Here is a 26,036-nt window from a genome sequence, read left to right as displayed (position 1 = left end):
GACGCACCACCTTATACATAAGGTTGCATAAGGTGGCGCAGGCGGCCAAAGGCACGTGATTGGGCCCAGCGAGCGGGATTCCATTTCAATCGACAGGCCCGCGATGAAGTGACGGCCGTTGTTGACAAACACTTTTCGTCGGCGAATGCGGATTCCCAGTCATCCTCCCGGCTTGACCTGGCGATTTGCTAGGGCGCAGCGCAGCAGAATGACTGTGATGCACGTCTATGCCGCGGCGGTCCGGGGCCTGGCTCACAGTCCCGCTTGGGTATGCACACTGCCGAGCGGATTCTTGGTCTTCCCATGGGCGGGCAGCAGACTGTCCTGATCACCGCGCAGGCCGCCGGTGCGTAGGCCTGTTGCGTAGCGGTTGATCGCTATCGTCGGACGTTCAGGGCATGCGGCGTGGGTGACCCTCTCAGAGCTCACGCCGCAGGAGCTGTGGGAGCGGGGACGCGGAGTGTGAAATTCCGTGCCGATCACGTTGCCGCCTCGACGATCGTTCTCATCGTGTCCGACAAGACGATCGTCCTGGTCGGATCGATCACCGGAATGACCTTGCACAGCGGCGGTCTGGCACTCCTCGGAGAGCAGCTGACCGACCACCCCTGACCGGCAGACCCGACCCACTGCACACACCGAATCCCCTTGCCCATGGCGTCATCGAGGAGGCAGTTGACCGGCTTGGATTTCGGACGGCGTAGGAGTGTGTCGACACGGCCCTGGGCCCGACGTCGGGAGCAACCGGACGACTGCCCCAAGTGAGTCGAAAGACCGTGTCCTACGCGAGGAGCCGTGGTGTCGGTCGGTCGGCGGGGTCGACACCACGGCACCAGCGGTTCGCCGGGACGTGATTCCTCACGGGGCGTGTGGTTCGCCGGGTTTCATCGGAGGTTCTTGCGGAGAATCTTGCCGGAAGCGGACTTGGGGATCTGCTCGATGAACTCGACAGCGCGGACTTTCTTGTGCGGGGCGACCTGGTCGGCGACGAACTCGATCACCTCATCGGCGGTGAGGGCAGTGGCGGGCTGGCGCACGACGAAGGCCTTCGGGATCTCCTCGCCGGTCTCCTGCTCGACGATGCCGATGACTGCGGTGTCGGCGATCTTCGGGTGGGTCAGCAGGAGCGCTTCGAGCTCGGCGGGCGGCACCTGGTAGCCCTTGTACTTGATGAGCTCCTTGATTCGGTCGACGATGTAGACCACACCCTCGGAGTCGACTTGGGCCATATCTCCGGTGTGCAGGAAGCCGTCGTCGTCGATGGTGTCGCGGGTGGCTCGCTCGTTGTCGAGGTACCCGAGCATCACGTTGGGGCCTTTGATCCACAGCTCGCCCGGGTCCGAGAGGCCCTCGCTGGGGAACGGCACCTCCGCTCCGGTTGCCGGGTCGACGATCTTGTTCTCGGTATTCGGGATCGCCCATCCGGTTGACGACAGCGGCGGGTCTTCACGTCCCAGTGCGGTGCGGGTATCGAACGGGATGAGGTGGCTGACCGGCGAGAGTTCGCTCATGCCGTAGCCCTGCAGCATGTGCAGGTTCAGCCGCTCGGCGACGGCCTTGCCGAGCTCGTCGTCGAGCGGTGCAGCGCCCGACAACATCGTGTGTAGCGAGGATAGGTCGTAGTGGTCGACGATCGGGTGCTTGGCCAACGCCACCGCGACCGGCGGCGCGATGTAGGCGTAAGTGACCTTGTAGTTCTGGATGTTTTCCAGGAACTCGACGAGGTCGAACCTGGGCATGATCACCAGCCGCGCACGGTTGTACAGCGCCGCGTTGAGCAGCACGGTCATGCCGTAGATGTGGAAGAACGGCAGCACCGCGATCACCACGTCGTCGGGGGTCATGCCCTGGATCGGTGTGATCTGGGCGACGTTGGCGACCAGGTTGCGATGGCTCAGGGCCACGCCCTTGGGATTGCCGGTGGTGCCCGAGCTGTAGGGCAGCGCGGCCACATGGGTTGCCGGGTCGATGCCGATCTGCGGCGCCGGCAGCTGCGCGCCGAGCAGGTCGACCGCGTTCGGGTGGCCCGAGTTCTCCTGCCCCTCGCCGTCGAGGACGATCAGGTTCTCGTCGGGGATACCGGCCTGCCTGGCCGCGGCGGCGGCCTGCTCGGCCATCAGCGAGATGGTCACGAGCATCGTCGCCTTCGAGTCGGTCAGCTGCTTGGCGATCTCCGGCGCGGTGAACAAGGCGTTGATGGTCGTCGCGGTGCCACCGGCGCGCAGGATGCCGTGGAAGACCGTGGCGAACGCCGGGATGTTCGGTGCGAGGACGCCGACCACGTCGCCTACCTCGATGCCGCGCGCGGCGAACGCACCGGCCGCGGCGTCGATCTGCCCGATTAGTTGCCGATAAGTGGTCTGCGCACCCGACCTCGGGTCGACGAGCGCGATCCGATCGAGATCCGCCTCGGCGATCGAGCCGAACAGGAAGTCGTAGACGCTCAGTTCCGGGATCTCGACGTCGGGAAAGGGACTTGTGAAGCTCATGACACCTCCAGGTGCAGGTTCGGGTCAGTTATCCGGTGATGTCTCGACCGAGAATAAGTCGGGCGCGGACCCATGTTGAATTTCGTTGGCGTCTTTGGCGCCTTCGTAGATTTAGCCGGTCCATCTGACGTGTGACCGCGGGTGTGGGGAGCCCTGTTACGGGGCTGTTCGTTGACATAGTGGGCGTTCCTTGGTGCAGGTGGGAGCAGCGAGGTGACCGCGCGGCATACCGAGGCCGGGGTGCCACGCGGTGCGGAATCAGGTGAGAAGTGGGGTGCGGGTCTCAGCGTTGCCGGCGAGTGTTCAGGGTGCGCTGCAGGCGGTACTTGGCCAGGGTGACGACTACCTTCGGGGCGACGGTGAGCAGCCGCAGTGTCGCGACTGGCGATGAGCTGGCGCGGACATCGAGATAGGAATGCATCTGGTGGTGCACGATCAGTCCGTCGCGATAGGTCCAAATCTCTGTTCCGACTTGACGATCGGCATCGGCGAATCCGCCTGTCCAGGTGATCACGACGGTGTCCGAACCGGCGCACACCACGGTCTTGCGGACCCGGAGCCGAAGCGCGGTGCACACCGTGAACAGTTCCGTGGCTGCGTCCCGGATGGCCGCGATGCCCTCGTGTCTGTCGTGGGCGCCGTCCATGATCCAGTCGGCGACGGCATCGGGGGCGTACAACGCGAGCAATTCCTCGAGAAGGCCCTCGTTGGTGATCCGCTCTACCTGAGCGGCGAAGTCGGTGGGGTCGCCGGTGATGTGCTGCGGGGAAGATGCGGTGGGGGTGTTCACGAGCGTATCCGTCCTGGTTCGGCAGGGTGCGCGCCACCGGTGTGCAGGTGGACGTCGGGTGCGGGTGGAGGTGACGGCAGGTGGTCAGCTACCGGGGTGCTGTGGCGGCAGGGTGCCGATGACTTGACGGGCTGCTCGCTCACCGGATTCGATGGCACCTTCGATGTATCCGGCGTGCTCACTTGCGGTTTCGGTGCCGGCCCAGTACAGGGTGCTGTCGGTCGGGTCCGAGGGCAGCGGGAAGAACCCGCCGGTGTGGGCGACGGTGGGCAGGGCGGAGTATCCGCCGCCGACGTGTTCGTCGAGCTGCCAGGACTTCTCGTGCCAACTCCTCGGCTCGAGGATCGAGGGTGAGCCGACGGCGGTGGCGAGTGCGCCGATGACCGCCTGTCGACGAGCGGATTCGTCGAGGAGATCGAGCGTGCGGGCTTCTCGGCCGCCGATGAGCACGCACAGGTGGCCGGGACCGTCCGGTGGGGAGGTGTCGAAGACTGCGCCGCCGGGGCTGTCCAGCAGTACGAACTCGGCATCGACCGTCGCACGCCAGAACGGCTGGTCGTAGACGGCGATGGCCTTGTACACCGACCCCATGCACGTCTCGTCGACCAGACGGGCGCGGGCGGGCGGAAGAGGTGGATCGAAGGTGATGGTGGCCAGCATGGGGGGTGGTAGGCAGATGATCACCTTGGACGCCCGGACGACGGTGGATGGTGACTGCACCACCACACCCCGATCGCCGCGATGGATCGCCGTCACCGGGCTGTTGGTCAGCACCCGTGAACCCAGTCCTGCGGCCAGCTTGTCGGTGAGCGTGCCCGCACCCTCGACGATCAACCTGTCCTGAGCGCCGCCTTTCGTCGACAGCATCGTCGACAGGCCTCCTTGGTAGCGCACCATGGCCGCGAACGCGCTCATCGTGAAACGGTCGAGGTCGGCGGTGGTCGAGACCTCGACGAACACCTCGAGCAGGCGGCGCGCCGTGGCCGAGGGCACCTTGTGCAGCCAGTCCGCCACTGTCGTCGACTTCCACCGCTCCGGGACCCGGAGCTTCGCGCGGAGCTCCACGGCGAGCAGTGCGGCACCGGCCGCGGCGGTCGCCGCGCTGAGCACCGGAACCGGGTGGCCGTCGTGGACGATCCCGGGTCGTTTGGGGGTGTGCATCGCGAACACCGTGGCTCCCAGCTCAGCGGCGAGCGCCGAGAACCGGTGATGGCTGTGGCCGACCCACTGACCGCCCAGATCGAGCCGCGAACCCAACGCGGATGTCTCGGCCATCATCCGGCCGCCGACTCGATCTGCGGACTCGAGCACGCGCACGTCGATGCCCTGCCGATGCAGGGCTCGTGCGGCAATCAGACCCGCCATACCGGCGCCGACGATCGCGACGGTCGTGTTGTGTTCGGTGGTGCGCTGCGGGGTGTGTTGCGCCATGGGACTACTCCGAGGTTTGCCGATCGAGCGACGCGAACGAGGGCAGCCGGTCGGAACAGATCCGGACTACTTCGCTGCGGCCGATCGAAGTCGTGCGCTCGACGCCGTCGAGCGCTTTGTCAGTCTGTCCGAGACTCGCGCCGATCGTGACCGGGATTCCCCTCGATCACAAACCAAGTCGGACAGCTGTACGAGTTACGTTAGAGAGTGATTCGCGCGACCGCAAGGAATTCGGCATATTCGGGTGGCGGCGGCGATCAGGCGGGCTCCGATCGAAGCGCTTTCGTGCGCGCGACCGGCTGAGGGTCGGCGTAGAGCACCAGCATGTTGAGGACATGATCGAGATCGCGGCGTGCACGGTCGGTGTCGGGCTTGGCGATGTACTGCAGAATCAGTCCGTCGAGTTGGGCCAGCGCGATGCGGCCGAGGGTGTCGAAGCCGACGGCGCAGCGTTCGCCCGCCGCCTGCGCGGCCTGCTCGCAAAAGTCCGTGACCAGGGCGCTGTACCGCTCGTACTGCATCTGCACGAGGTCGCCGTCGGTGTCGCTGCGCAGCGAGTAGGTCAGCAGCTCGTATTGCATGATCTGCAGCCCGATTCTGTTCGAGACCAGTTTGTTCCAGAAGTTGCCCACGCCGTGGCGCAGCGCGTGTTCGACGCCCTTGTCGACCGTGAGTTCGGCGCGCAGCGCCTCGGCGATCTCGTCGATGACCGTGGTGATGACCGCACGAAGCAGTCGGTCCTTGCTGGGGAAGATGTAGTGCAGCGTGCCCAGGGGAATGCCGGCCCGCGTGGCGACGGCCCGAAGCGTGGTTCCGGGGACGCCGTTGTCGCTGAACTCGGCGATCGCCGCCGCGACGATCTGTTCCTCGCGTTCTGCCGCCTTGACGTACGCCATCGCTTCCTCCTGATTTCACCGCCGACCTGATGTCACCCGCCGACTCGATTTCACTCTTGCACAGTATGACGCGGTGACCTAGATTACTGTCGGACAACCGACCGGCTTTTATGGAGGAACCGAGATGGCGGATTTCGATGTGGTCGTGGTCGGCGCCGGTCTCGCCGGACTCACGGCCGCGAGGGCTCTGACCGCCGCCGGACGCCGCGTGCGGGTACTGGAAGCCCGCGACCGGGTCGCGGGGCGCAACCTCGGCGGACACCTGGCAGGCGGCGTCCCGGTGGAGATGGGGGGACAGTGGATCGGCCGGACCCAGACCGAGGTGCTCGAGCTGGTCCGCGAACTCGGACTCGAGACGTTCCCGACCTACGACGAGGGTGCCGCAGTCACCCTCTACAAGGGAACGGCCACCCGGTACTCCGACGAGACCTTCGGCCTCTCCGATGACGCCGCCGGAGAAGTCGGCCGGCTCCAGCACGAGCTCGAGGCATTCGCCGGCACGGTGTCGCTGTCCTCACCCTGGGCCTCGCCCGATGCCGCCGAGCTGGACCGACGGACGCTCGACGAATGGCTGCGCGCCCACACCGAGAACCCCGAGGCGCTGGCATTCTGGGACGCGGTCGTGCCCGCCCTGTTCTCCGCCCAACCGGCCGAGATGTCGCTGCACTTCCTCTTCTACATCAAGTCCGGCGGCATGATCAACAGCCTCCTCGACACCACCGGCGGCGCCCAGGAGCTGCGCGTCGTCGGCGGCACGCACCAGATCTCCGAGCGGCTCGCCGCCGACCTCGGCGACGAGGTGATCCGGCTGAACAGTCCGGTGCACACCATCACCCACCACGACCACGAGGGCGTTCGGGTCGATTTCGACGGCGGGAGCGTCACCGCTGCGCGGGCCATCGTGGCGATCCCCCCGACCTTGGCCGGACGTTTGCGCTACCGGCCCGCGCTTCCGGGTTCCCGCGACGGCCTGACCCGGCAGATCCCGATGGGATCGGTGATCAAGGTTCAGATCGCCTACCCGACGCCGTTCTGGCGGGAATCGGGACTCAACGGGTTTGCCTTCTGCCTGGACGACGAACTCAGTGTCACCCTGGACAATTTGCCCACCGATGGCTCGTGCGGTGTCCTCGTCGGCTTCTTCGAAGACGCCCACGCCCGAAGCGCTGCGCGCTGGACCCACGCCGAGCGTCGAGCCTCCGTCGTGGCGACGGTGGTGAAGCTCTTCGGGCCCGACGCCGGCGAACCCATCGACTACCTCGAACAGGACTGGATGGCCGAGGAGTACACCCGGCTGCTACGGCGGCCGACTCGGGGCCGGTGTCTGGACCCAGTACGGCGCCGCCCTGTACGCACCCGTCGGACCACTGCACTGGGCCGGGTCGGAAACCTCCGACGTCGGGAACGGATACATGGACGGAGCAGTCCGCTCCGGCCGCCGAGCCGCCACCGAAATACTCGCACAACTGGATTCGTGAGGCACGACCAATGACCACCACCGAACACACCGCACCCCTCGACACCCTCGTCGAACAACTCCAACATGGCGAAAAAGTGTGGGCGACACTGTCACCGCGTGACCGCATCGACCTGCTCGGCGCGCTCACCGACGCTGTCCACCGACACGCTCAGGAATGGATCGACGTCGCCTGCCGCATCAAACAACTACCGTCCCACTCGCCGCTCGTCGGAGAAGAGTGGCTCAGCGGCCCCTACGCACTGCTCGGCGGCGTCGCCGCCCTGTCTGCCTCGCTCACCGCCCTCGAGGAGGGCGGCAGCCCCCTCGACGGCTACCACCTCACCACCGCCCCAGACGACCGGATCGCGGTCCGGGTCCTGCCCCACACTCTGTTCGACCGTCTCCTGCTCAACGGCTTCACCGCCGAGGTGTGGTCGCGACCGGGCGTGTCGATGGACGAGTTCCGCCAGGGCGCCGGGCTCGCCCAGAGAACCCCGGCCTGGACTGGCGGTATCGGAGTCGTCCTCGGCGCCGGAAACATCTTCTCGATCGCCCCCTTGGACGCGCTCTACCAACTGTTCGCCCACAACCGGGTGGTCCTGCTCAAACTGAACCCGGTCACCGACCCCCTGCTCCCCGTGCTGGAAAGGGTCTTCGCCCGATTCATCGAGCTCGGCCTGGTGAAGATCGTCACCGGCGGCGTCGAGGTCGGCGCGGCCGCGGTCACCCATCCCGCGGTGACACACGTGCACATCACCGGCAGCATCACCTCCCACGACGCCATCGTGTTCGGTCCCGGCGACGAGGGCCAAGCCCGGAAGGTTCGCGGCGAACGCCTCCTCGACAAACCGATCACCAGTGAACTCGGGGGTGTGTCCCCGACCATCGTCGTCCCCGGACGATGGTCCACCCGCGACCTCGCCTACCAAGCCGAACACATCGTCACCCAGAAGCTGCACAACAACGGATACAACTGTGTCGCCTCCCAGGTGCTGATCATCAGCGACGACTGGACGCAGAAAGAGGAGTTCCTCACCGCAGTGCGTGCCGCCTACGCCAAGGCCGTCACCCGCCCGGCCTACTATCCCGGTAGCGATGACCGGACCACAGCGGCGCTCGACGATCACCCCACCGCCGAACGCAGCGGCGACGGCGACCGGATCCTCGTCGAACTGGACTCGACAACCCACGACGCCGCGTTCGACGAAGAATACTTCGCACCCGTACTCGTGATCACCAGCCTGCCCGGCGACTGCCGCCAATTCCTCAACAGAGCAGTTGATTTCGCCAACCAGCGACTGACCGGCACCCTAGGCGCCAACATCATCGCGCACCCACACACGATCCGTCACCTCGGCGACAGCTTCACCCACGCACTCACCAACCTGCGCTACGGCACCATCGCCATAAACGCATGGACCGGCGTCGGATACCTGACCGCCCGAGCCACCTGGGGAGCATTCCCGGGCCACAGCCCCGACGACGCCCAGAGCGGCATCGGCATAGTCCACAACGGACTCCTCCTCGACCACACAGAACGCACCATCGTCCGCGGACCTTTCCGACCCTTCCCCCGCTCCATCCTCACCGGCCAACCCACCATCTCGCCACGACCGCCATGGTTCGTCACCAACCGCACCGCCGCCACCACCGCACGACGACTCACCGCCTTCACCGCACATCCCGCGTGGAGAAAACTGCCAGGAATCATCACATCGGCACTTCGGGGATAAGAGTTCTTCTCGCCGGAAGCCGGTAGAGCCGGCGGAGCTCGACGACCACGCCGTAGCAGCCGAGAAACTCGGCTTCGCCGGGGTGATGGCCGGACCGCTCGTCCGCTCATCTTGTCGAGCCGGGCACCTCCACGAGCGCGCAAAGAAGGACGGAAGACAATATTGGAGAACGGAGAACGAACAGATGGTTGACATGCACCCCGATGCGGTACTCGCAACCGGGCACCCGAGGAGCGGAGAACCAACCTCCACTGGTGGAACCTGCGTTCAATCGGTCCAATACCCGATCCCATCCAGCGTCGACGATATCCGGATACTCGGGCATGCCCTGCGCTGGCTTCCCTAGGGCGGATCGACCGACGATGTACTGGTCGAATTCGGACTGACACCCAACGGCTACTTCACCCGGCTCGCACGGATACTCAACAGCCCGGCCGCACGCCACCTGGATCCCGAACGTCACTCAGCGCTACAAGTCTTTGCCACCGGGGGCTCGACTTTGACGCCGCCATCGCCTATGCACTGGGCGACCAGCGCCCCCACCCGACAACAACCGCGGGTTCATCGACCCGACTGGCCAAACGCGAGCGTGAGGTCGCAGAACTGATCGCCAAGGGACTGACCAACAAGGAGATCGCCGCCCGCCTGACGATCTCGCCCCGCACCGCACAGGGACACGTCGAACACCTCCTGAACAAGCTGGGATTCACCTCCCGAGCGCAGATCGCGGCGTGGATCACGCAAGCACAGAACACAATCTTCTAAGAGCGCGTCCGACGACTCCGGGCCTACAGGACACCTGCTGCATCGAGTCAGAACAGCATCGCTCCGTGTCGCATGATTTGTGCGCACTCGGCCAGGTCAATTCAGTGATCGTACCCGTCGCCAGCTTCGGACTCCTTCTCTGTCAGTCACTTTCGTTCCGGGTCAAGGATGGTGAGCAGCTCGGCGAGGAGTTTGTCGGCTTCGCCTTCGATGCCGTCGAGGATGTCGGTGACGTTTTCGAGGTGGGTGTGGGCGTTTCGGCGAGCGGCGATGCCGCGGTCGTAATAACCCTGGTCAAGTTCGACGTCGACCACTACCGGGACCGGCGCCTTCTCGTGTGACAGCGTCGTGGGCCGCCTTGCCGGAGGCCGCTTGTGTTCCGGCGCCTGCCCGGCCAGGTGCTCCCGGGCCAGGGCGGCGACGGAGTGCCCGGTGAGCGGGGTCGGATCGAAGGGGGTATGTCCCCATCGATCGATGGGTGTGAGCAGCGGTTGGTCGTCGCGGCGCGCACTGTCCGCGAACGCCGACAGGCTCGCGTCTTTGTCGAGGCGGCCGGCGAGGAGTTGGGTGCTCGGATAGCGGTCCAGAAAGCCGAGCACCTCCGCCCAGTTCCGATACACAACAACAGGTTCGACACCGGATGAGGCGGTGACATGCACCCAGCCCTCCCCCACCTTGACGACCAGTGCGTCGCGCTCGGCGGTGACATCGGTGCAGCGGAGCCGGGCGATCTCCTCGAACCCCAGACCAGCGGCGGCCAACGTGAGGAGGAGGGCGTCGCGGCGGCCGAACAACCCGCCCGGCCACCCGGTGACCGGAAGCCGTGGCACCACCTGCGCCACCCGCTCCCCGACCCGGGCCAGCCGGACGGCGCGCGCGGTGCTGAGTAGCTGTCGGATCGTCTCCGCGCGTCCCGGCGCCGGCGACCCGGCGCTGGTGTGGACGACATTGATCGCGGTCACGCGACGACGCTGCGTCCCGTCGGCGGCCGGGTGGTCGGCGAGGAACTCCGCCAGCGCGGACGGGTGCGCGGGTAGTGCCCGGTGGTCGCAGGCTGCGCACCAGTCGGCGAACAGTTCCCAGTCGTGCCGGTACCGGCGGGGCACCACCAGTCGTGGGCTGTCACCCACTCCTGCCGTGATCGTGGCGGCGTCGACGTACATGCTCAAAGGCCGATCTCGGTGACGGCGTTCCCGACCAGGGGGGCGTGTTCGCGGGCGTAGAGCTCCACCGTGGCGGGGTTGGTGTGGCCGGTCTGTCGCATGATCGCGTGCGCGTCGGCGCCGTTGCGGAAGGCCTGGGTGACGAACCCGGCACGCAGCGAGTGCCCACCGAGCTGCGCGACCACATTGTCGTCGTAACCGGCCGCGGCGGCGCGGCGGCGGATCGCCGCGTGCACCGACGCCCCCGAGAGCGCGGTGTCGGAGAGGTTGCCGTTCTTGGCGATCGCCCGGAACAACGGTGCCCGGGCGCGCATGCGCGGCAACGCCGATCGGCAGACATGGTTCTCGAAGGGTGGTCGGTGCGCAGCAGCCGGATCACCCCGGGGCGGCCGGCGGTATCGTATGCGGCGACGACCTGCGCCCACCGCACGTACGCGCACGGTGGGCAGCTGTGATGGTGGGTGGTGAACGGCAGCGCCCGCACCGTGCCGGTGCCTTCTTGGTCGGTCTTGGACCGCCGCAACCGCACGTGCACCCCGTCGAGGCGGTGCACGGTCACGTCCCCGCAGTGCAGGGCGACGAGGTCGCTGCGCCGGAACGCGCCGGCGAATCCCATCAACAGCAGCGCGCTGTCGCGGCGTTCGTGGACCTCGGTGGCCCAGCCGGTAACAGCTTGTCGGGCGGATCGGACGATGGTGACGATGTCGTCGACCAGCAACGGAGCCCGGGGATTGCGGGGCCGGTCGCCGTTGGTGGCGTAGGTGCGGCGAATACCGGACAGGGTGGCGGCCACCAGGGTCTCGGTGCACGGGTTTCGCAGGTGCGCGGTGCGGTGGTAGTGCCCGATCACCGACACCCACCGGTTCAGCGTCGACGGGGAGTACGCCTTCTCCCCGGCGTCGGTGAGGGTGTCGGCGGCGTCGACCAGATACGCGGCCACGGTCGCCGGATGCGCCGGCAACGACGGGTGGCCGTGGGTGTGGCACCAGCTGCGGAAGCGGCGCCAGTCCGAGGCGTAGACACGGCGGGTGCCCGCCGATTGTGATGCCTCGAGCGCCCCGGCGATCTGCGCCACCGACTGTTCCGACAGTTCCGGAACCGCACCCCACGAACGATCGGGACTCGACCCTGCGGGTGTGCTGGCGGTTACCTCGATCGTCACACCGGGAATCTACCCACGGTCACCGACACCACCAATGACGCGCCGGTCAGTGCCGAGAGCCGGACCGCTCGTCGGTCTGCATCGCCAACACGGCAGCGAAGGCGGTGATCAGCAAACCCAGGAGAAGCAGCACATTCATCCTGTCCCCCTTGTGGTGTCAGCGCGGGCCCGTCGTGCTCACCGGTCGGCGGTCGTCGGCGAACATGGCCTCGATCCTCGCTTTGATCTCCGCGGTGCTCATGCCGCCGCTGCTGCGCCGCACCGGCGGCCGCGAGGGGATCGAAGACGCCGGAATCATCGAGGCTGTGGTCATGCGCGCCCTGCCTTCCAATCGTGTCCGCGGACTCGGCACACCCGGTTGGTGTGCCACGTCGTCACAGTGGTGTGACCCGCTTCACATTTTCTGTAGTGAAGGTTGTACATCACCGACACTGTCGACGCCAACCCACCTGTCGCAGCACAGTTGACGCCCGCTGCGCCTCCGAGTCGCGGCGCGGCGGGAGGCCGTCTGCGGCCGCGGACCACGGCAACTCCCCGGCTACCGCGATGCGCTAGAAATTAGGACGTGAACTCAGAGCAGGTATTCGGTGGGGAACCGCAGCGGGTAGGTAGTTTCCGGTTCTTGCTGGACGGGCAGCGGTGGGAATGCTCCGATGCCGTCGCCCGGATGCACGGCTACCAGCCCGGCGAGATCGTCCCGACCACCGACCTGCTGCTCGCCCACAAGCACCCCGAGGACCATCCGCACGTCGCGCGGGTCCTGGACCGGATGATCAGCGCCGCCGAACCGTTCAGCAGCAAACACCGCATCATCGACACCGCCGGCGAGATTCACCAGGTCGTCGTGGTCGGGGACCGCCTGTGCGACGACACCGGCGCGGTGATCGGGACGACCGGGTTCTACATCGACCTCTCCGACTCCTACCGTGACGAGGTGAACGAGTCGGTCGACGAGGCGGTCGCCGAACTCCAGGAGTCGCGGGCGGTGATCGAGCAGGCCAAGGGTGCGTTGATGCTGGTCTACGGCATTCCCGCTGACCGGGCGTTCGACGTCCTCATCTGGCGCTCGCAGGAGACCAACACCCGGCTACGCATCCTCGCCGAACTGATCGTCGCCGGCTTCGGTCAGTGCGAGACCGGGGTGGGTCTGCGCACGCAGTTCGATCGCCTGCTGCTCACCGCCCACGAGGCGCCCGGCGCCCGGTGTAGACCGCGGTCCCGCGGACGGCGTCGTTAAACCGCAGAACGGGAACGAGACTGGGACATCCGCTTCGACACACCGGAGATCACGCACCGTGGTGTGTCAGCCGCCAGCCGCGGTGGGCGGCAATGAAGCCGGAAATCGCTCCGAGAACCGCGCTGACTATCAGGCCGGCCGCGAGAAACGGGATGGGATTCACCGATTCCATGCGCCCGGTGGTCTCGTCGGAGCCGAGCGGTTCGTAGCTGGCGGTGTAGACGTGCACCGGGTATGACAGCCACCAGGCGAACAGGCTGGTACACACCAGGCCCGCGCCGAGTCCGAGGGCCGTTCCGATCAGTATCAGTGTCCGCACAAGATCAACTTCGCGATCACCGACTGTGCTGTTACCGAACGCCGCCCGATGCCGGCACATCACGGATACCTCCGCCCCACCTGCACGACATCCGTGTTCGAGGCGCTGCGCGATGCTCTGCAGAGCAAAAAGTACGCTCACCTGCGCTTTTAAGAGAGACGTTGCGTAAATGTTTTTTTACAGCAGTGATCCCGCATGAACCATGAGTGATAGCGGTTGCGAAGTCGTATAGACACACGGTTGCATTACGTTGCCGCTCCGGCGGCCATAGTTGCCCGGGCTGAGCCGGAACTTTTAATGCCGGCGAAGACGCCGATCGAGCTGGTCACACCACTAGCCGCATCGGTTTGTCCGGCTGTGTAAGTTTGGCCTAGTGCCGACATCTAAAACTCGCAAGAAGAAGTCCGGCCCACGTCGCGGCCCGACGCCACCGCGGCAGATAGTCTCGATGACGAGGGATACGCCACCGGTCAGGACTCTCCCGGATCGCATACCTTCACTGGCCGATCTGGACCCGAACTATCCGGTGTGTATCACCGTCCACGGGGAGCCGCGTCTGTTTTCGTTCCCGGTTTACTACCTGGCTGGGCAGTGCATCGGACGAACAGCTCAAGGACGCAGGTGCCGTAACGCGGTGTGGGATAAGGGGCAAGTCGCGCCATACGTGCCTACAACTGTCTCCGGCAGAAATGTGGCCTATTACGGTCCGCTGCCTGAGGATGTCGGCGAGCAGTATCTGGCACAACGGTGTCGCGTGCACTATCGGCTGGATGCGGCGGCCTTCTGCGATCCCGAGTGGGAACCGTTCGATGTCGAGCGTCACGTTGCTCACTACACGACACCCGCCGACTACTTCTGAGTGAGTTCACCTAGCCGAGCCGATGCCCATCGTTTGGCTTCGTCTAGGAGGTTGTCGCCTGCCATGAGCATGGGACCGGTCTGACTTGATTTCTGCCACCCTCATGGGACCACTCGGATTGCCAGTCATGGGACCACCCGGCGCGTCGCGCCGAAGTCCCGCCGGATCGCTCGTTTGATCGTCGTGTCGGTTTCCCCGGTCACGAAGGCGGACGGGCATGGCTTTTCGGGAGGTCAACGTGAACGAAGTCAAGGAAGTGCTCCGGGTCTGGCTCGGGGTGCCCGGGTCGCGGCCACCGGGGCTGCGCACGATCGCGGCGCACTGCGGGGTGGACCGCAAGACCGCCCGGCGGTATGTCGAGGCCGCCCAGGCCGCGGGGCTGCAGCGCACCGACGGGGTCGAGGCGCTCGACGACGGGCTGATCGGTGCGGTGATCGAGGCGGTGCGCCCGGCCCGACCGAGCGGGCACGGGTCCGCCTGGGATCGGCTGTTGGGGTTCGAGGACCAGATCACCGCGTGGGTGGCCGGCGACGGGAACCATCCGCCGCTGACGATCACCAAGATCGACACGCTGCTGGCCCGTCAGGGCTGTGTGGTGCCGTATCGGACGTTGCACCGATTCGCCACCGAGCGGTGCGGTTTCGGCCGCAGGGACACCACCGTCCGGGTCGTCGATGGCGATCCCGGCAGCGAATGCCAGATCGACTTCGGCTACCTCGGCTATCTGACCGACCCGGAGACCGGTCGGCGCCGCAAGGTGCACGCACTGATCTTCACCGCCGTGTATTCGCGGCACATGTTCGTGTGGCTGACGTACTCGCAGACCCTGGCGGCGGTGATCGCCGGCTGCGAAGCGGCGTGGACCTTCTTCGGCGGTGTCTTCAAGGTCCTGATCCCGGACAATCTGAAGGCGGTGGTCACCGAGGCGGACGCGGTCAATCCGCGGCTGTCGCAGGGCTGGCTGGACTACGCCCAGCACACCGGGTTCGTGACGGACCCGGCCCGGATCCGGTCCCCGAAAGACAAACCTAGGGTCGAAAGAGCCGTTCAATATGTACGCGGGAACTACTGGGCCGGTGAGGAATTCGCTGATCTAGCGGAGGCGCAACGGCGGGCCGAAGCGTGGTGCCGTGACACCGCCGGGATGCGGACTCACGGCACCACCGCCGCCCGCCCGCTCGAGGTGTTCGACGCGGACGAGGCGCCGATGCTGCTGCCCGTCCCGCCAACTTATGACGTGCCGATCTTCAAACAGATCAAGGTGCACCGCGACTTTCATGCCGAGGTCGCCAAGGCGTTGTATTCGATCCCGGGACAGTGGATCGGCTCGATCCTCGAGGTGCGGGCGGACAGTGCGCTGGTGAAGTTCTACGCCCGCGGAACCCTGGTGAAGGTGCACCCGCGCCAGCCCGCCGGTGGGCGCAGCACCGACCCGGAGGACCTGCCCACCGAGAAGGTCGGGTATGCGATGCGGGACCTGGACCGGTTGATCGGCACCTGCGCCGGGCACGGCCGCGGCGTCGGGATCTACGCAGAAAGGCTGCTCGACGATCCGCTGCCCTGGATCCGGATGCGGGCGGTCTACCGGCTGCTCGGACTGGTCCGCCGCTACGGGCCCGGCCCGGTCGAAGCTGCGTGCAGCACGGCGCTGGATCTGGATGTGGTGTCGGTGAGCAAGATCGCCTCGATGCTCGAACGCGCCACCGAGACCACCACGCCGCTGCTGCCGGCCGCCGGGTCGGCGGCCCCGTCCCGCTTCACCCGCGACCCCGCCGAGTTCGCCACCGACCGGACCGGCCCCGCCACTTCTGGGACCACTGTCGCCACTGCAGGGACCGGCGTTGCCACCGAAAGGACCACCCCTGCCACTGCCGGGACCGGCGTCGCCACCGAGAGGACCGGGCATCTGACGGTGATCGCCGGCGGCAACACCGACCCGAAGGAGCCACGATGACCACCCCACCCGCACCCATTTCCGGCCCGGTCGATCCGATCGGCGCCGACCTGATCACCCTTCTCAAGGCCCTCAAACTCGGCGCCCTCAAGGACACCCTGCCCGAGCGACTCGCCCTGGCCCGCCAGCACCAACTCAGCCACGTCGCATTCCTGGAACTGCTCCTCGCCGACGAGGTGTCACGGCGGGAATCACGCTCGGCGGCTTTGCGGTCGGCGAAAGCCGGTCTGGATCAGTCGATGCGAATCGACACCTGGAACGCGCTCGACGACCTCCGCTACGACCGATCCCTGCTCTCAGATCTGGTCTCGCTGCGGTTCGCCGAGGCCGGCCACTCGGTTCTGGTTCTGGGACCGGTCGGGGTCGGCAAGACGCACCTGGCGACCGCTCTCGGGCACGTCGCGATCCGGCGCCGGATGACGGTGCTCTGCGCCCGCGCCGACAAGCTGTTCGCCCGTCTGCGCGCCGCCCGGCTCGACAACTCGGTCGAGGCGGAGATGCGGCGCATCGCCACCGTCGATCTCCTGGTCCTCGACGATTTTGCGCTTCGCCCCCTGGACGCCACCGAGACCAACGACTTCTACGAGTTGGTCGTGGAGCGCCATCGTCGCAAGGCGACGATCGTCTCCTCAAATAGGTCCCCTGATGAGTGGCTGTCGATGACCACCGATGCCCTGCTCGCGCAGTCGGCGATCGACCGGCTCACCTCCGCGGCGCACACCCTCGTCATCGAGGGCCCGTCCTACCGGCAACGCACCCGCCCCGGGCGTGGTGCCATTGACAGTTCAGAAGGCGAGGTCGATGCTCGATGACACCTTCGGGTGGTCCCATGCTCGTGGCAACGAGGTGGTCCCATCAACCTGGCAAGCGACAGAGGTGTGCGGCGAGGCCTTCGCGGCCAGGCCAGGGGGACGTGGAGGTGGTGAGGTGGCGGGTGTTCGTCCGGCGGATGGAGTCGCGGTGGCGTCGGCGGGAGGGGGCGCCGGCGGCCAGCCATCGGTCGATGTCGGTTTGGGGGGCGTCCCAGTTCTGCTATTCGAACCCCCGCCGGCCTCAACCAACGCAGTGCGGCTGAGCTCATCGGGGTGTCAGCATCCGTGCTGCAAGAGGCAGTGAAAGGTCGGCGAGAGCCGTCGAACGACTGGCTACACGCGATGGGCAGGGCGTACGGCATCAGTGTCGAGGGCGTCGCGAGCGCCTGGGATCGCACTTGGTCGGCGCGTGACAGGCACCATGAGATCGGGGAGACGTGCGACAACGACTACATCGCGGCTTATTGCGGCCGACACCGGCCTGACGAGCTGGTGGCGCCGATTCAAGAAAACAGGCCGCTACACACCAATCCGCGGGATCCCGTAGATCAGGACGGTGACGGATCATCACTGGTCTGGGCAGTGAGTGGCGACCCGTTGCTCGTCGCGACAGTCACAGTAGATCACGGAACCGACAGCAACCGATCAGGATTCCGCCGGAACGAAGACTTCACCGCACACTGAACCGGTTTTCCCACACTGACGGCGGTGCGCAGGAGTCGGCGTCCTTGGTCGTTCGGATCGGCGTGGGCGAACGGGACCACAGTCGGTGAGCCTCTGTCTGGTGAACTACCGAAGCGAGTGCGCGCGGCCGATTGGTAGGCACATGCGCTTGATGTCGCGTCCTGGGAGTGCCTGTGTCGTTGGTGTGGAGGGGATCGAGCCGCCGGGCCCGGGGCAGATTCTCATTCTGGATAGTTCTTTGTCCGGACCGCAATAACGATCAGTGTTCGTTTCATCCGTTGTTCATCGCGGTGAACATGACATACCTGAAACCGGTTTCAAGGACGCGCAGGTGATGCGCCTACAGGCGCGTCGCCGACGCGCCAGGTGGAGATTAGTTATCGTCGAAGTGCTGTAGAACCAAAAAGGGGGTACGGCGACTATGACATCTTCGAAAGCGACCGATATGTCGACGCTGCTGATGATCGACTCGCAGCATGCACGGGACCGGGACGACGCCTTCTCCGTCGTCCCGCGGGCCGACGGCCGCGGGTGGGCGGTCGAGGTTCATATCGCTGGAGTGGCCGATGTCGTCGGGCTTGGGTCGGTCGCCGACGAGCAGGCGTTCCTGCGGGCGGAGACGCGGTACCTGCGCAGCCGCACCATTCCGATGCTCGGCGAGACGGCGGAACAGGCCGCCACCCTGACCGCCGAAGCCGTGCGGACCAGCCTGCGGGTCTCCGGCACTATCACCACCGACGGGCAGTTGGTCGACGTCACCGTCGGGCGTGGACAGGTCGCGTCGGGTCGGTGTGTGGCGGTCGATCACGCCGAGGTGCCCGCCATCATGACCGACCCGGCACATCCGCTGCACCCCCAGTTGGCCGCGGCGGATGCTGCCGCCCAGGTCTTGCTGACCGCTAGGCGTAACGGCGGTGCCCTCGCGTTCTACGACCTCACCCGCGGCTGGGCAGCGAATGAGGACGGGGCCATCGTGGCGATCGCCGCCGAACTGCGGACCGTCGCCTACGTCATCGTGCAGGAGCTGATGATCGCGACCAACGAGGCAGTGGCGTTGTGGTGTGTGGAGCGGGGGTTGCCGATCCTGTTCCGCAATCACCGGCCCAACCCGGTCGCCGGAAGCACCGACGAGCTGATGCATGAGATCGCCGCCGCGGCCGGGGACCCGGACCTGTTCGCGAAACTACGCGGCCGCCTGCTGTCGACGCTGCGGGCCGCGACCTACGATCCGACGGTCCACGGCCACTACGGATTACGGCTCAGCGCCTACACCCATGTCACCTCCCCGCTGCGTCGGGTGGCCGACCTGATCAACCAGCGGATCATCTTCGCTTACCTCGACCACTCCCCCACCCCCTACACCCCGGATCAGTTGGCTGCCCTCGGCGCCGATTTGAACCGGCGCAACCGCGCCGCCCGGGAAGCGAAGAAGAATCACTTCAAACACGCCGACCAACGCATCGTCGCCGAACAGGCGGCCACCGCCGATCTCACCGCCCTCGACAGTCGACGATTCCACAAGGTCCTCAAAGCCGAAGCCACTGGACCACTTCGGGCCGAACTCGCCGCCGAGCTCGCCCGCCGTGTCGACGCCGACCTGCTGACCGCCCCGGACGTCGCGGTCCTGATCGACGCCGCCAAGCCCAGCTGGCTTCCCCTTCAACTCCGCGTCCTGGACACCCTCGCTGATACCCATCCGGAGATGGGTCCGAGCGTGGTGTCGGTGTGGCGGCAAGCCCACCCCGACCAACCGCTCACCGACGTGGAGATCCGGCGCAACGGTGCCGACCACAACCCACTGTTCGCCGCCCGCGCTACCCACCTGAACATTCGCGGGCCGTGGGCCACGGCGGCCGCGAAGAAACCGGCCGAACAGGCAGCCCTCTGGGCCGGACTGCGCGCGCAGCTGACCGGCACCGACCACCCCGAACCGGAACCCGAATGGCCTGCGGCACCGCAGAACCCGCAACCCCCTGCCCCGCCCGCGTCCGAGGATCCCGGTCCGGTCATCCCCCGGCCGCCGCACGATACGACCACGCTGACCGTACTGAACCTGGACGGGGCGAAAAAATCCAAGGCCCTGTCCAACCCCATCGCCTGGCTGATGAGCCTCGCCCAGAACAACCATCAGGCCTCACCCGAATGGGAGATCCGCACCGACGGACCCGCGCACGCACCCCGCTTCACCGCCACTGTGCACCTCGCCGGCCACACCGCCACCGCCGACGCGACCGCGAAAACCGCGGCGAAGACCGCATCCGCAGCCGAGCTCGTCGAGGCACTCTTCGCCCGGCAGTAATGGCGCCGCGCGGTCTTGTGGATACCGCGGCAACACCAGTCGGGCGCCGGGGCAGCTGAACCGCTGCCGGTCACTCTCCAGCGAACAGCCCCTGAGGCGCGCCGACCGAAACGGCGACGGCACTCTCGTGGCGGCCCGGACAAGAACGCCGTCGATCGATCCGAGCATCGACATCCCGACGCTCTTCGGTCCGAGTACAGAATGACGCAGGGACCCCATACCGCGGTTCGGGCGAGAGCGGGTCGGGTCTGCGATCGAGGCCAGCATGGATGCCAGATGTCCGACCGAGGCGTCAGGGGAGTGTCCGCACCGCGGCATTGCGGTGTCGACGGCGACTGACCGGCATCGCCGACATCGGCGCTACCGGCCTGATCGAGTGTCTTTGAACCTGCTTCGGTGCCGCTTTTCACCCCTCGCTCCCCACCCATTGACAACTTATTTATCCCTCTTGAACTGCAACTGTATTGCCACTCCCCCACTCCCCACCTGAATCGACGAGCCGTGAAAATATGTGTCGCGGTTCGGCGACGAATACGGGCCGGGAACCGGTGGCTGGAGAGTATGGCCCGGCTCGGCACAGGGAGAACTGAGTGTCTGGCGGCGGCCCCGTGCAGGACCACGTGGGCCACTTCGAACGTGTAGGAGCTCGAACGCCGGCACCGAGAGTGCATCTTCTACAGCTCAGTCCCACACGCTCGATGTCACACCTCGAGCGAATTCCGAGATCCCGACCCGCGCCCCGTCTCCACCGAAGAACGACGGGAGCCGCGGACCTTGCTGGGAGGGCGGCCGCCGACACTGCTGCAAAGAAGCTAACAGTGATCATCCCGCTACTCTTTCCGCGTATGGGGACCACCTTCCACGGGCCGAGCCCCTGGCCGCACATCACCCGCGCCATCCGCACGCGCGGACCTCGGCACGCCGCGATCGCCTACCTCGGCCAGGACGCCCCGACCTGCTGCCGCTGCGCGCCGGAGACGTCCTCGTCGTGAACGCCTCGAGGGCCGCGGTGCGCACGCACGCCACCTCCCCGGCCGCGCTCGCGCACTACGTGGCCGCCGGGGTGCGGGTGCTGTCGTCACCTAACCTGCACGCTGGAGAGCTTGCCGGCGCTGACCCGTTGGACGGTGGCCGGGCTGATGCGCACCCATGCGTGGTGATCGGTGAGGAAGGTGCGCACGGCCTCGCGGGGCGGCAGGTTTGCCGGCGAGGATGGCCCCGTCCTCGGCTCCAATCTGGACAAACCGACTGTCGCACCCGCCCGGGACGAAATGGCGGAGTGAGCTATGAAAACGATTCTTCGGCTACCGCAGTTCTGTCAGCTTCGACCTCGACAGCGCGAGTGCTGCAGCGCCCCCGAGTAGGAGAATGACCGCCGGACCGCCCACCGCCAATCTCGCCGTGAACGACCCTTCCAGGTCCAGCACGAAGAGCGCCGTGATGCCCACGACGATGAGCACCAACGCCGCCTTGACCAGGACGCGCGCCGAAGTCATGAAGAACCGCAGGGCCGGAATGTTGATCCGTCCCATAGGGTCATGGTCGTACATGGAAGCCCCACCTTTTGTCGTTGTGTGTCAACGCATCCTATTAACAACAGTGGCGTGCCGCCACAACCGGCGCAGGCGGGTCGCAGACGGGGCAACCCAAAATCGTCAGCGGCCGTGGTGGACGAGTTGCACCGTGGCCGCACCCAAGTCGACGAATGCGTCGCCGTTCGCCGTTCGCCGTTCGCCGGGCGTGGACCTGGGCTCCAGCGACTACAGCATCGGCTCCAACGCAGAGTGGGCGAATGGAGACTGAGCCGCCGTCGCCGAGACCGCACTTCGACGGCGGATCCGAGGCGCGTGTCCGCTCGGGGAGGGATGTGCCTGCACGGTCACAGGTCAGTGGGCGTCGTGGAAGGCTTGCTCGTTCTCTGCGGGGATGCGGCCGCGGGAGGACAGCTTGTGCCCCTGCTCGAGCGCCCAGGCACGGATCCTCTTCGCCTCGCCCGACGAGCGCCGCGCCGCGACCGGGGTGGCCGACCGGTCCGAGCGGTGTTTGCGGCCCCCACCCGGGTGGAGTGGGCGATGTAGTACTCGAACGTCTCGCGAAGCTCCTTCGCGTGCTCATCCTTCAGGTCGATCACATCTCGACCCCGTCGACGGCATAGCTGATGCTTTCGCCGTCCTCACCGAACACGGTGCCGTCGACCAGCTCCACCACGACCTTGTGTCGCCACAGATCCACTCCTCACGTTCGTCGGTACGGACCAGACGGCAGTACTGGAAGTACCAGGTAGCCCCGGCGAGTTCGGCAGGGTGGGAACGGACCTGATTCGCCGCCCTTCGCCACCACCTTCGGGTCCGAGGCCCGTCGGTGACGGTGTCCGACCACGCTCGGCCAGCCGAATGTTCAGCGGCTGTGGGTGATTCCGAGTTGCCGGAACCTACCGGTACGCCGAACCGCACAGGGGGTCTGACGCTCAGCCGATGCGGGCAGTCGCGCACATCGGGCACCGGGTGGTCTCGCCGACGACCCACCCGTTGATCCGGGCGAACGCCACGGCCGCTGTTTGTCCGGCGACCGCGGTCTCGAATCGGTGCTCACACAGATCGCACCGCACCGCCCACCCGTTGTGTCCACTGGATTGGATTATCTGCGCAGTCATGTCACCCTCACGTCGAACACCGAATCCAAACTGTGGCAACAGAATCGCATACCCGACCGACGAAGTAGCCCCCGGAGTCCGAACCCGACAGATTCGTGACACCCAGCATTGGCGGACCATGACCTCGAGTCGGCGCCACCAAGCCCACTTTGTGAGGGTGGCCGTGCCGGACGAGGCACCATCGCCGGCGCGACCACCTCAGTCGACGCACTTTGCTCGCTACGCTAGCTATCAAAGCTTCCTCGCAGCTTTGCCCTGTCGGGCGGGGCGCCATGACAGCACATGGCTATGCGCACCCTGCCGGCGGCAACCCAGCCGGTCTCGGCACTTACGACACCGTGATGGATTTGCCCTCACCTCTCCCCTGCCACACCGTCGACCCATCGGGATTCGGTGCACCGCCACACACTGGTGACGCAGCCGCCTCATACCGGTAGCGGCGACGCGGGTCGGTCCCCGGCGCGAAGGGGGACATGTCGTCGGTGCAGTTCATTGGCCTGCAACCGGCTATTCGCACCGATACCGTTGCCAGGTATGGGGACCACCTTCCACGGACCGAGTCCGTGGCCGCACATCACCCGCGCGATCCGCACCCGCGGTCCCCGGCATGCTGCGATCGCGCACCTCGGCCAGGACGCGCCCACCCTGCTGCCGCTGCGCGCCGGGGACACCCTCGTCGTCAACGCCTCCCGCGCCGCGGTACGCGCACACGCGACCTCCCCGGTCGCGCTCGCCTACTACCTGGACGCCGGAGTTCGGGTGCTGTCGTCACCGAACCTGCACGCCAATGTCATCGCCACCGGCCGGCGGACGGTCATCGGCTCCGCCAACGCCTCCCACAGCTCCACCCTCGCCGACGAGGCCGCCGTCATCACCGACGACCCCCAGGTTGTCGCCGCCGCCCGCACGTTCATCGACGGCATCGAAGAGATCACCGAGGTCGATCAGGCGTTCCTCGACAACGCGATCGCGCAGTGGCAGATCGGTCGGGCGGTACCACTGCCCGGGGTCACGAGCCGCGGGCGCGCCGACCCCGGGTTCCTGCCCGCAAAGATCCCCCGGATGTTTCTTCGACACACCGTCGACTACACGCCCGGTCCTACCGAGCGGCACACGTGGGCAACGCAGGCCCCGCCGGCATCGCGGCCCTGCCGGGCCGGCAGCGAAGTACCATCTCGAATGGTTTCACCACGACAAGTCCGACACCCGCCTCGAGCGCGGTGACGTGTTGGTCTTCTCACCGCCGACAACGACTGGATTCACGCACCCGCGGTGGTGGATTCCGAGGCGATCGCGATCCCCCACACCTCCGGGGCCATCGGACACCTGCTACGTAGCCGGGTGGACCTCTCCCCCATCGCGGTGCCGGACGCCGAACGGGCACTCGCTGACCTCGGGCACCCCAATCCCCGCCTCCGGGCCGACCATCGGATCGCCTCCGCCGGACTGCGGACCGCTCTGCTCCAACTCTGGAACCTCTGAACCGTCCAGAGATTGATCCGCCTTCACCAGTGGGAACGACACGTCCCCCACGTGCTCGGCCAGCCGCCTCATCACGGACAACACAGGCCACACCGGCAATGCTGGCAGGTCGCTCCCTCGGATTGCGGGTTTACCGATCCTGCCCGATGGCCCGCCGCCGGCATTGGCTGACCCGAGGGTGGGGTTACACCAGGGCCAGAACGCGTGAACGCGCTTCCAGGTAGCGGGCGAGGAGATCGAGCATCTCGGCGTCCGGGTGCGCGAGTTCGGGAAGGTCCTTCGCGCCGATGATCGTCTGATCGACCGCGGCGACCTGCCGACGGCACTCGCCGAGCGCCTCCGGTGTGACGGCGGCGGCGTCGAGCCGGTCGGTGAGGTACCGAATCGACTGCTCCAGACCCAGATTCAGACCCGGGTTGCGGGTGCCGTTGCCGGCCCTGCGGGTTTCGACCATCTGCCACCACTGGTCCAGCTCGGCCAGCACCGCGGGGTCGGCGACCGCGATCCGTAAGGCCCGGTCGATCGACTGCGGGTCGGTGATGTCGACCTGGTCCACACCTGCTGCGCGGGTGAGGATCTGGCCGAGCTGGTGGTTGACGAGACCGTCCCCGCGGCTCCACCAGTACGACACCATCACATGCGCCTTGCTCGCCGCGGCCAGCTCCCCCACAACATTTCCCTTCAATGCAGTCGACAATGTTCGAGTTCATCCTCACAGCCCGGCAACCCCTTCGGAGTTCCGGATCACGGCTGGGGGTCGGTGGGTCAGGCTGTGCGGCGGGCGGTGTGGGCCGCTGCGCACATCGGGCACCAGGTGCGCTCGCCGACGATCCACCCGTTCGACTCGGCAAAAGCTACTGCCTGGGCTCGACTGGCGACCGCGGCGGCGAAGGTGTGCTCACACTGATCGCACCGCACCGTCCAGCCCCGCCGGCCCGTGGATCGCACCAATGTATGAACAGTCATGTTGTCCCCCGACGTCGACTCTCTGCTGCCCCCAGCATGACACAACCCGCGGCGGTGTGTGGACCCAGCAAGCGGCGTGGCCGTCACATACTCGTCCCGGTCGTCTCCGGTCTCGTTCGCATCCCTGCCCGGAGGAGGAAGGTCGTGAGTGTCCTACTGCGGCGGGGTGCGCCGCGGTCGGTGCGCCGCGAACACCGCCACGGTTCCGATGACGGTGATGTCGACAGTCTCGAATGCTGCCGACAGCGCGGTGCGCAGGCCATCGAGGTCGTCGGCCCGGTTGTCGAAGGCCTTGATCGGCCCGTTGTAGAGGGCGCAGAGGGTGCGGCCGAAGAAGTTGTGCTCCACACCGGTGCCGAGGATGGTGGAGCCAAAGAACACCCCGTCGTCGGCGACGACCCGGGCGATGTGCCCGAACGCTGCCCCCTTCTGCGCCCAGGTTCCGGGAACACAGTGGAACACGAAGTTCGCTGCGACGGAATCGAATACCCCCACGGCGGGGTCGATGGGGGCGAGGATGCTTCCGGTGTGAACCTCGGGGGTGATGTTCCGGTCAGCGAGCCGACCGGTGGTCATCGCCATCGTGTGGGCATTCAGGTCCATCAGCGTGATCTGCGGCGCCGCGGTCGGGTAGGTGGCCTGGTGGAGGTACCAGCCGGTGCCGGGGCCGATGTCGAGGTGCCGGCCACCCAGGTGGGTGTTGTAGTGGGCCAGGAGCCGTTCGCGGGGGCAACGCCAGGCGTAGGTGTTGCTCCACTTCAGGACGAAGGTGTCGTACGCCGCGAGGACGGCGCGGCTGTACTTGTTGGCTCCGTCCTCTTCCGCCTGAGTGACCTCACCGGCTGTCATGTGCGTGCTCCCCCTGATCGTTGATCTGTCATGG

Annotated in this window: 19 protein-coding genes and 8 pseudogenes; 14 read left to right on the top strand and 13 right to left on the bottom strand. The window is 66.7% G+C overall.

The features are described 5' to 3' along the window. Positions 1-421 precede the first annotated feature (421 nt). A pseudogene (locus WKC72_RS39390) lies at positions 422-704 on the top strand (hypothetical protein); the annotation flags it as partial. A 180-nt stretch (positions 705-884) separates the two neighbouring features. On the opposite strand, the gene WKC72_RS39385 reads toward WKC72_RS39390, so the two are convergent. The 4 genes from WKC72_RS39385 to WKC72_RS39370 all read right to left on the bottom strand — a co-directional run bounded on the left by WKC72_RS39385 (position 885) and on the right by WKC72_RS39370 (position 5,606). Next, on the bottom strand, positions 885-2,489 hold the full coding sequence (locus WKC72_RS39385) for an AMP-binding protein (protein ID WP_370185242.1): 1,605 nt from the start codon (positions 2,487-2,489) through the stop codon (positions 885-887). A 283-nt stretch (positions 2,490-2,772) separates the two neighbouring features. Further along, complete coding sequence (locus tag WKC72_RS39380; protein ID WP_370185240.1) at positions 2,773-3,279, bottom strand: nuclear transport factor 2 family protein; 507 nt, start codon at positions 3,277-3,279, stop codon at positions 2,773-2,775. Positions 3,280-3,363: 84 nt separating this feature from the next. Further along, positions 3,364-4,710: a flavin monoamine oxidase family protein gene (locus WKC72_RS39375; protein WP_370185238.1), complete on the bottom strand. Its 1,347-nt coding sequence runs from the start codon at positions 4,708-4,710 to the stop codon at positions 3,364-3,366. A 257-nt stretch (positions 4,711-4,967) separates the two neighbouring features. Beyond that, a complete protein-coding gene (locus WKC72_RS39370; RefSeq protein WP_370185237.1) occupies positions 4,968-5,606 on the bottom strand; it encodes a TetR/AcrR family transcriptional regulator in 639 nt (212 codons plus the stop codon). 124 nt (positions 5,607-5,730) lie between these two features. Here WKC72_RS39370 and WKC72_RS39365 point away from each other — a divergent pair. The 5 genes and pseudogenes from WKC72_RS39365 to WKC72_RS39345 form a co-directional block, all read left to right on the top strand. Continuing rightward, positions 5,731-6,882 (top strand): annotated as a pseudogene (locus WKC72_RS39365) (flavin monoamine oxidase family protein); the annotation flags it as partial. A gap of 70 nt (positions 6,883-6,952) precedes the next feature. Then, positions 6,953-7,084, top strand: coding sequence for an FAD-dependent oxidoreductase (locus WKC72_RS39360; protein ID WP_370185528.1), 132 nt, complete (start codon positions 6,953-6,955; stop codon positions 7,082-7,084). A gap of 10 nt (positions 7,085-7,094) precedes the next feature. Further along, complete coding sequence (locus WKC72_RS39355; protein WP_370185235.1) at positions 7,095-8,798, top strand: aldehyde dehydrogenase family protein; 1,704 nt, start codon at positions 7,095-7,097, stop codon at positions 8,796-8,798. Next, positions 8,797-8,940, top strand: a pseudogene (locus WKC72_RS39350) (lipoyl synthase); the annotation flags it as partial. The gene WKC72_RS39355 and the pseudogene WKC72_RS39350, both read left to right, overlap by 2 nt. A gap of 350 nt (positions 8,941-9,290) precedes the next feature. Next, positions 9,291-9,563, top strand: a pseudogene (locus tag WKC72_RS39345) (response regulator transcription factor); the annotation flags it as partial. A gap of 146 nt (positions 9,564-9,709) precedes the next feature. On the opposite strand, the gene WKC72_RS39340 reads toward WKC72_RS39345, so the two are convergent. From WKC72_RS39340 to WKC72_RS39330, 3 genes and pseudogenes are all read right to left on the bottom strand, one after another. Beyond that, a complete protein-coding gene (locus tag WKC72_RS39340; protein WP_370185233.1) occupies positions 9,710-10,726 on the bottom strand; it encodes a hypothetical protein in 1,017 nt (338 codons plus the stop codon). 2 nt (positions 10,727-10,728) lie between these two features. Then, positions 10,729-11,882 (bottom strand): annotated as a pseudogene (locus WKC72_RS39335) (site-specific integrase). A 163-nt stretch (positions 11,883-12,045) separates the two neighbouring features. Next, positions 12,046-12,201: a hypothetical protein gene (locus WKC72_RS39330; protein ID WP_370185231.1), complete on the bottom strand. Its 156-nt coding sequence runs from the start codon at positions 12,199-12,201 to the stop codon at positions 12,046-12,048. Positions 12,202-12,453: 252 nt separating this feature from the next. Here WKC72_RS39330 and WKC72_RS39325 point away from each other — a divergent pair, with 252 nt between their 5' ends. Then, the gene (locus WKC72_RS39325; RefSeq protein WP_370185230.1) at positions 12,454-13,125 is read left to right on the top strand and encodes a PAS and ANTAR domain-containing protein; all 672 of its coding nucleotides are present in this window, start codon (positions 12,454-12,456) and stop codon (positions 13,123-13,125) included. Positions 13,126-13,174: 49 nt separating this feature from the next. On the opposite strand, the gene WKC72_RS39320 is transcribed toward WKC72_RS39325, so the two are convergent. Next, positions 13,175-13,444, bottom strand: a complete 270-nt coding sequence (locus WKC72_RS39320) for a hypothetical protein (protein ID WP_370185228.1) — start codon at positions 13,442-13,444, stop codon at positions 13,175-13,177. Between the two features lie 691 nt (positions 13,445-14,135). Between WKC72_RS39320 and WKC72_RS39315 the strand changes: the two genes are divergently transcribed. From WKC72_RS39315 to WKC72_RS39290, 6 genes and pseudogenes are all read left to right on the top strand, one after another. Beyond that, positions 14,136-14,303, top strand: a complete 168-nt coding sequence (locus tag WKC72_RS39315) for a hypothetical protein (RefSeq protein WP_370185226.1) — start codon at positions 14,136-14,138, stop codon at positions 14,301-14,303. 217 nt (positions 14,304-14,520) lie between these two features. Further along, positions 14,521-16,257 carry an IS21 family transposase gene (gene istA / locus WKC72_RS39310; RefSeq protein ID WP_370181744.1) on the top strand — a complete coding sequence of 579 codons (1,737 nt, stop codon included), beginning with the start codon at positions 14,521-14,523 and terminating at the stop codon, positions 16,255-16,257. Further along, positions 16,254-17,069 (top strand): ATP-binding protein, encoded by an 816-nt coding sequence (locus WKC72_RS39305; protein ID WP_370180542.1) that lies wholly within the window; start codon positions 16,254-16,256, stop codon positions 17,067-17,069. Before istA ends, WKC72_RS39305 begins: the two co-directional genes overlap by 4 nt. A 183-nt stretch (positions 17,070-17,252) precedes the next feature. Next, positions 17,253-17,753 (top strand): helix-turn-helix domain-containing protein, encoded by a 501-nt coding sequence (locus WKC72_RS39300; RefSeq protein WP_370185527.1) that lies wholly within the window; start codon positions 17,253-17,255, stop codon positions 17,751-17,753. Positions 17,754-18,174: 421 nt separating this feature from the next. Next, positions 18,175-20,052 (top strand): RNB domain-containing ribonuclease, encoded by a 1,878-nt coding sequence (locus tag WKC72_RS39295; protein ID WP_370185224.1) that lies wholly within the window; start codon positions 18,175-18,177, stop codon positions 20,050-20,052. 845 nt (positions 20,053-20,897) lie between these two features. Continuing rightward, a pseudogene (locus WKC72_RS39290) lies at positions 20,898-21,160 on the top strand (hypothetical protein); the annotation flags it as partial. A gap of 196 nt (positions 21,161-21,356) precedes the next feature. On the opposite strand, the gene WKC72_RS39285 reads toward WKC72_RS39290, so the two are convergent. The 3 genes and pseudogenes from WKC72_RS39285 to WKC72_RS39275 all read right to left on the bottom strand — a co-directional run bounded on the left by WKC72_RS39285 (position 21,357) and on the right by WKC72_RS39275 (position 22,705). Continuing rightward, a complete protein-coding gene (locus WKC72_RS39285; protein ID WP_370185222.1) occupies positions 21,357-21,602 on the bottom strand; it encodes a hypothetical protein in 246 nt (81 codons plus the stop codon). Between the two features lie 336 nt (positions 21,603-21,938). Further along, positions 21,939-22,278: pseudogene (locus WKC72_RS39280) on the bottom strand (Lsr2 family protein). Positions 22,279-22,519: 241 nt separating this feature from the next. Then, positions 22,520-22,705, bottom strand: coding sequence for a hypothetical protein (locus WKC72_RS39275; protein ID WP_370185220.1), 186 nt, complete (start codon positions 22,703-22,705; stop codon positions 22,520-22,522). A gap of 534 nt (positions 22,706-23,239) precedes the next feature. Between WKC72_RS39275 and WKC72_RS39270 the strand changes: the two are divergent. Beyond that, positions 23,240-24,187: pseudogene (locus WKC72_RS39270) on the top strand (phosphatidylserine/phosphatidylglycerophosphate/cardiolipin synthase family protein). Positions 24,188-24,371: 184 nt separating this feature from the next. Here the strand turns inward: WKC72_RS39270 and WKC72_RS39265 are convergent. Continuing rightward, entirely contained in the window at positions 24,372-24,857 is a 486-nt protein-coding gene (locus WKC72_RS39265) for a hypothetical protein (protein ID WP_370185218.1), read from the bottom strand. Between the two features lie 449 nt (positions 24,858-25,306). Next, on the bottom strand, positions 25,307-26,002 hold the full coding sequence (locus WKC72_RS39260) for a class I SAM-dependent methyltransferase (protein WP_370185216.1): 696 nt from the start codon (positions 26,000-26,002) through the stop codon (positions 25,307-25,309). Between the last annotated feature and the right edge of the window lie 34 nt (positions 26,003-26,036).

Origin of the sequence: Rhodococcus wratislaviensis, from assembly GCF_041228765.1 — a bacterium.
Lineage (GTDB): Bacteria > Actinomycetota > Actinomycetes > Mycobacteriales > Mycobacteriaceae > Rhodococcus_F > Rhodococcus_F wratislaviensis.
This window is presented reverse-complemented; position numbering and strand designations above follow the sequence as displayed.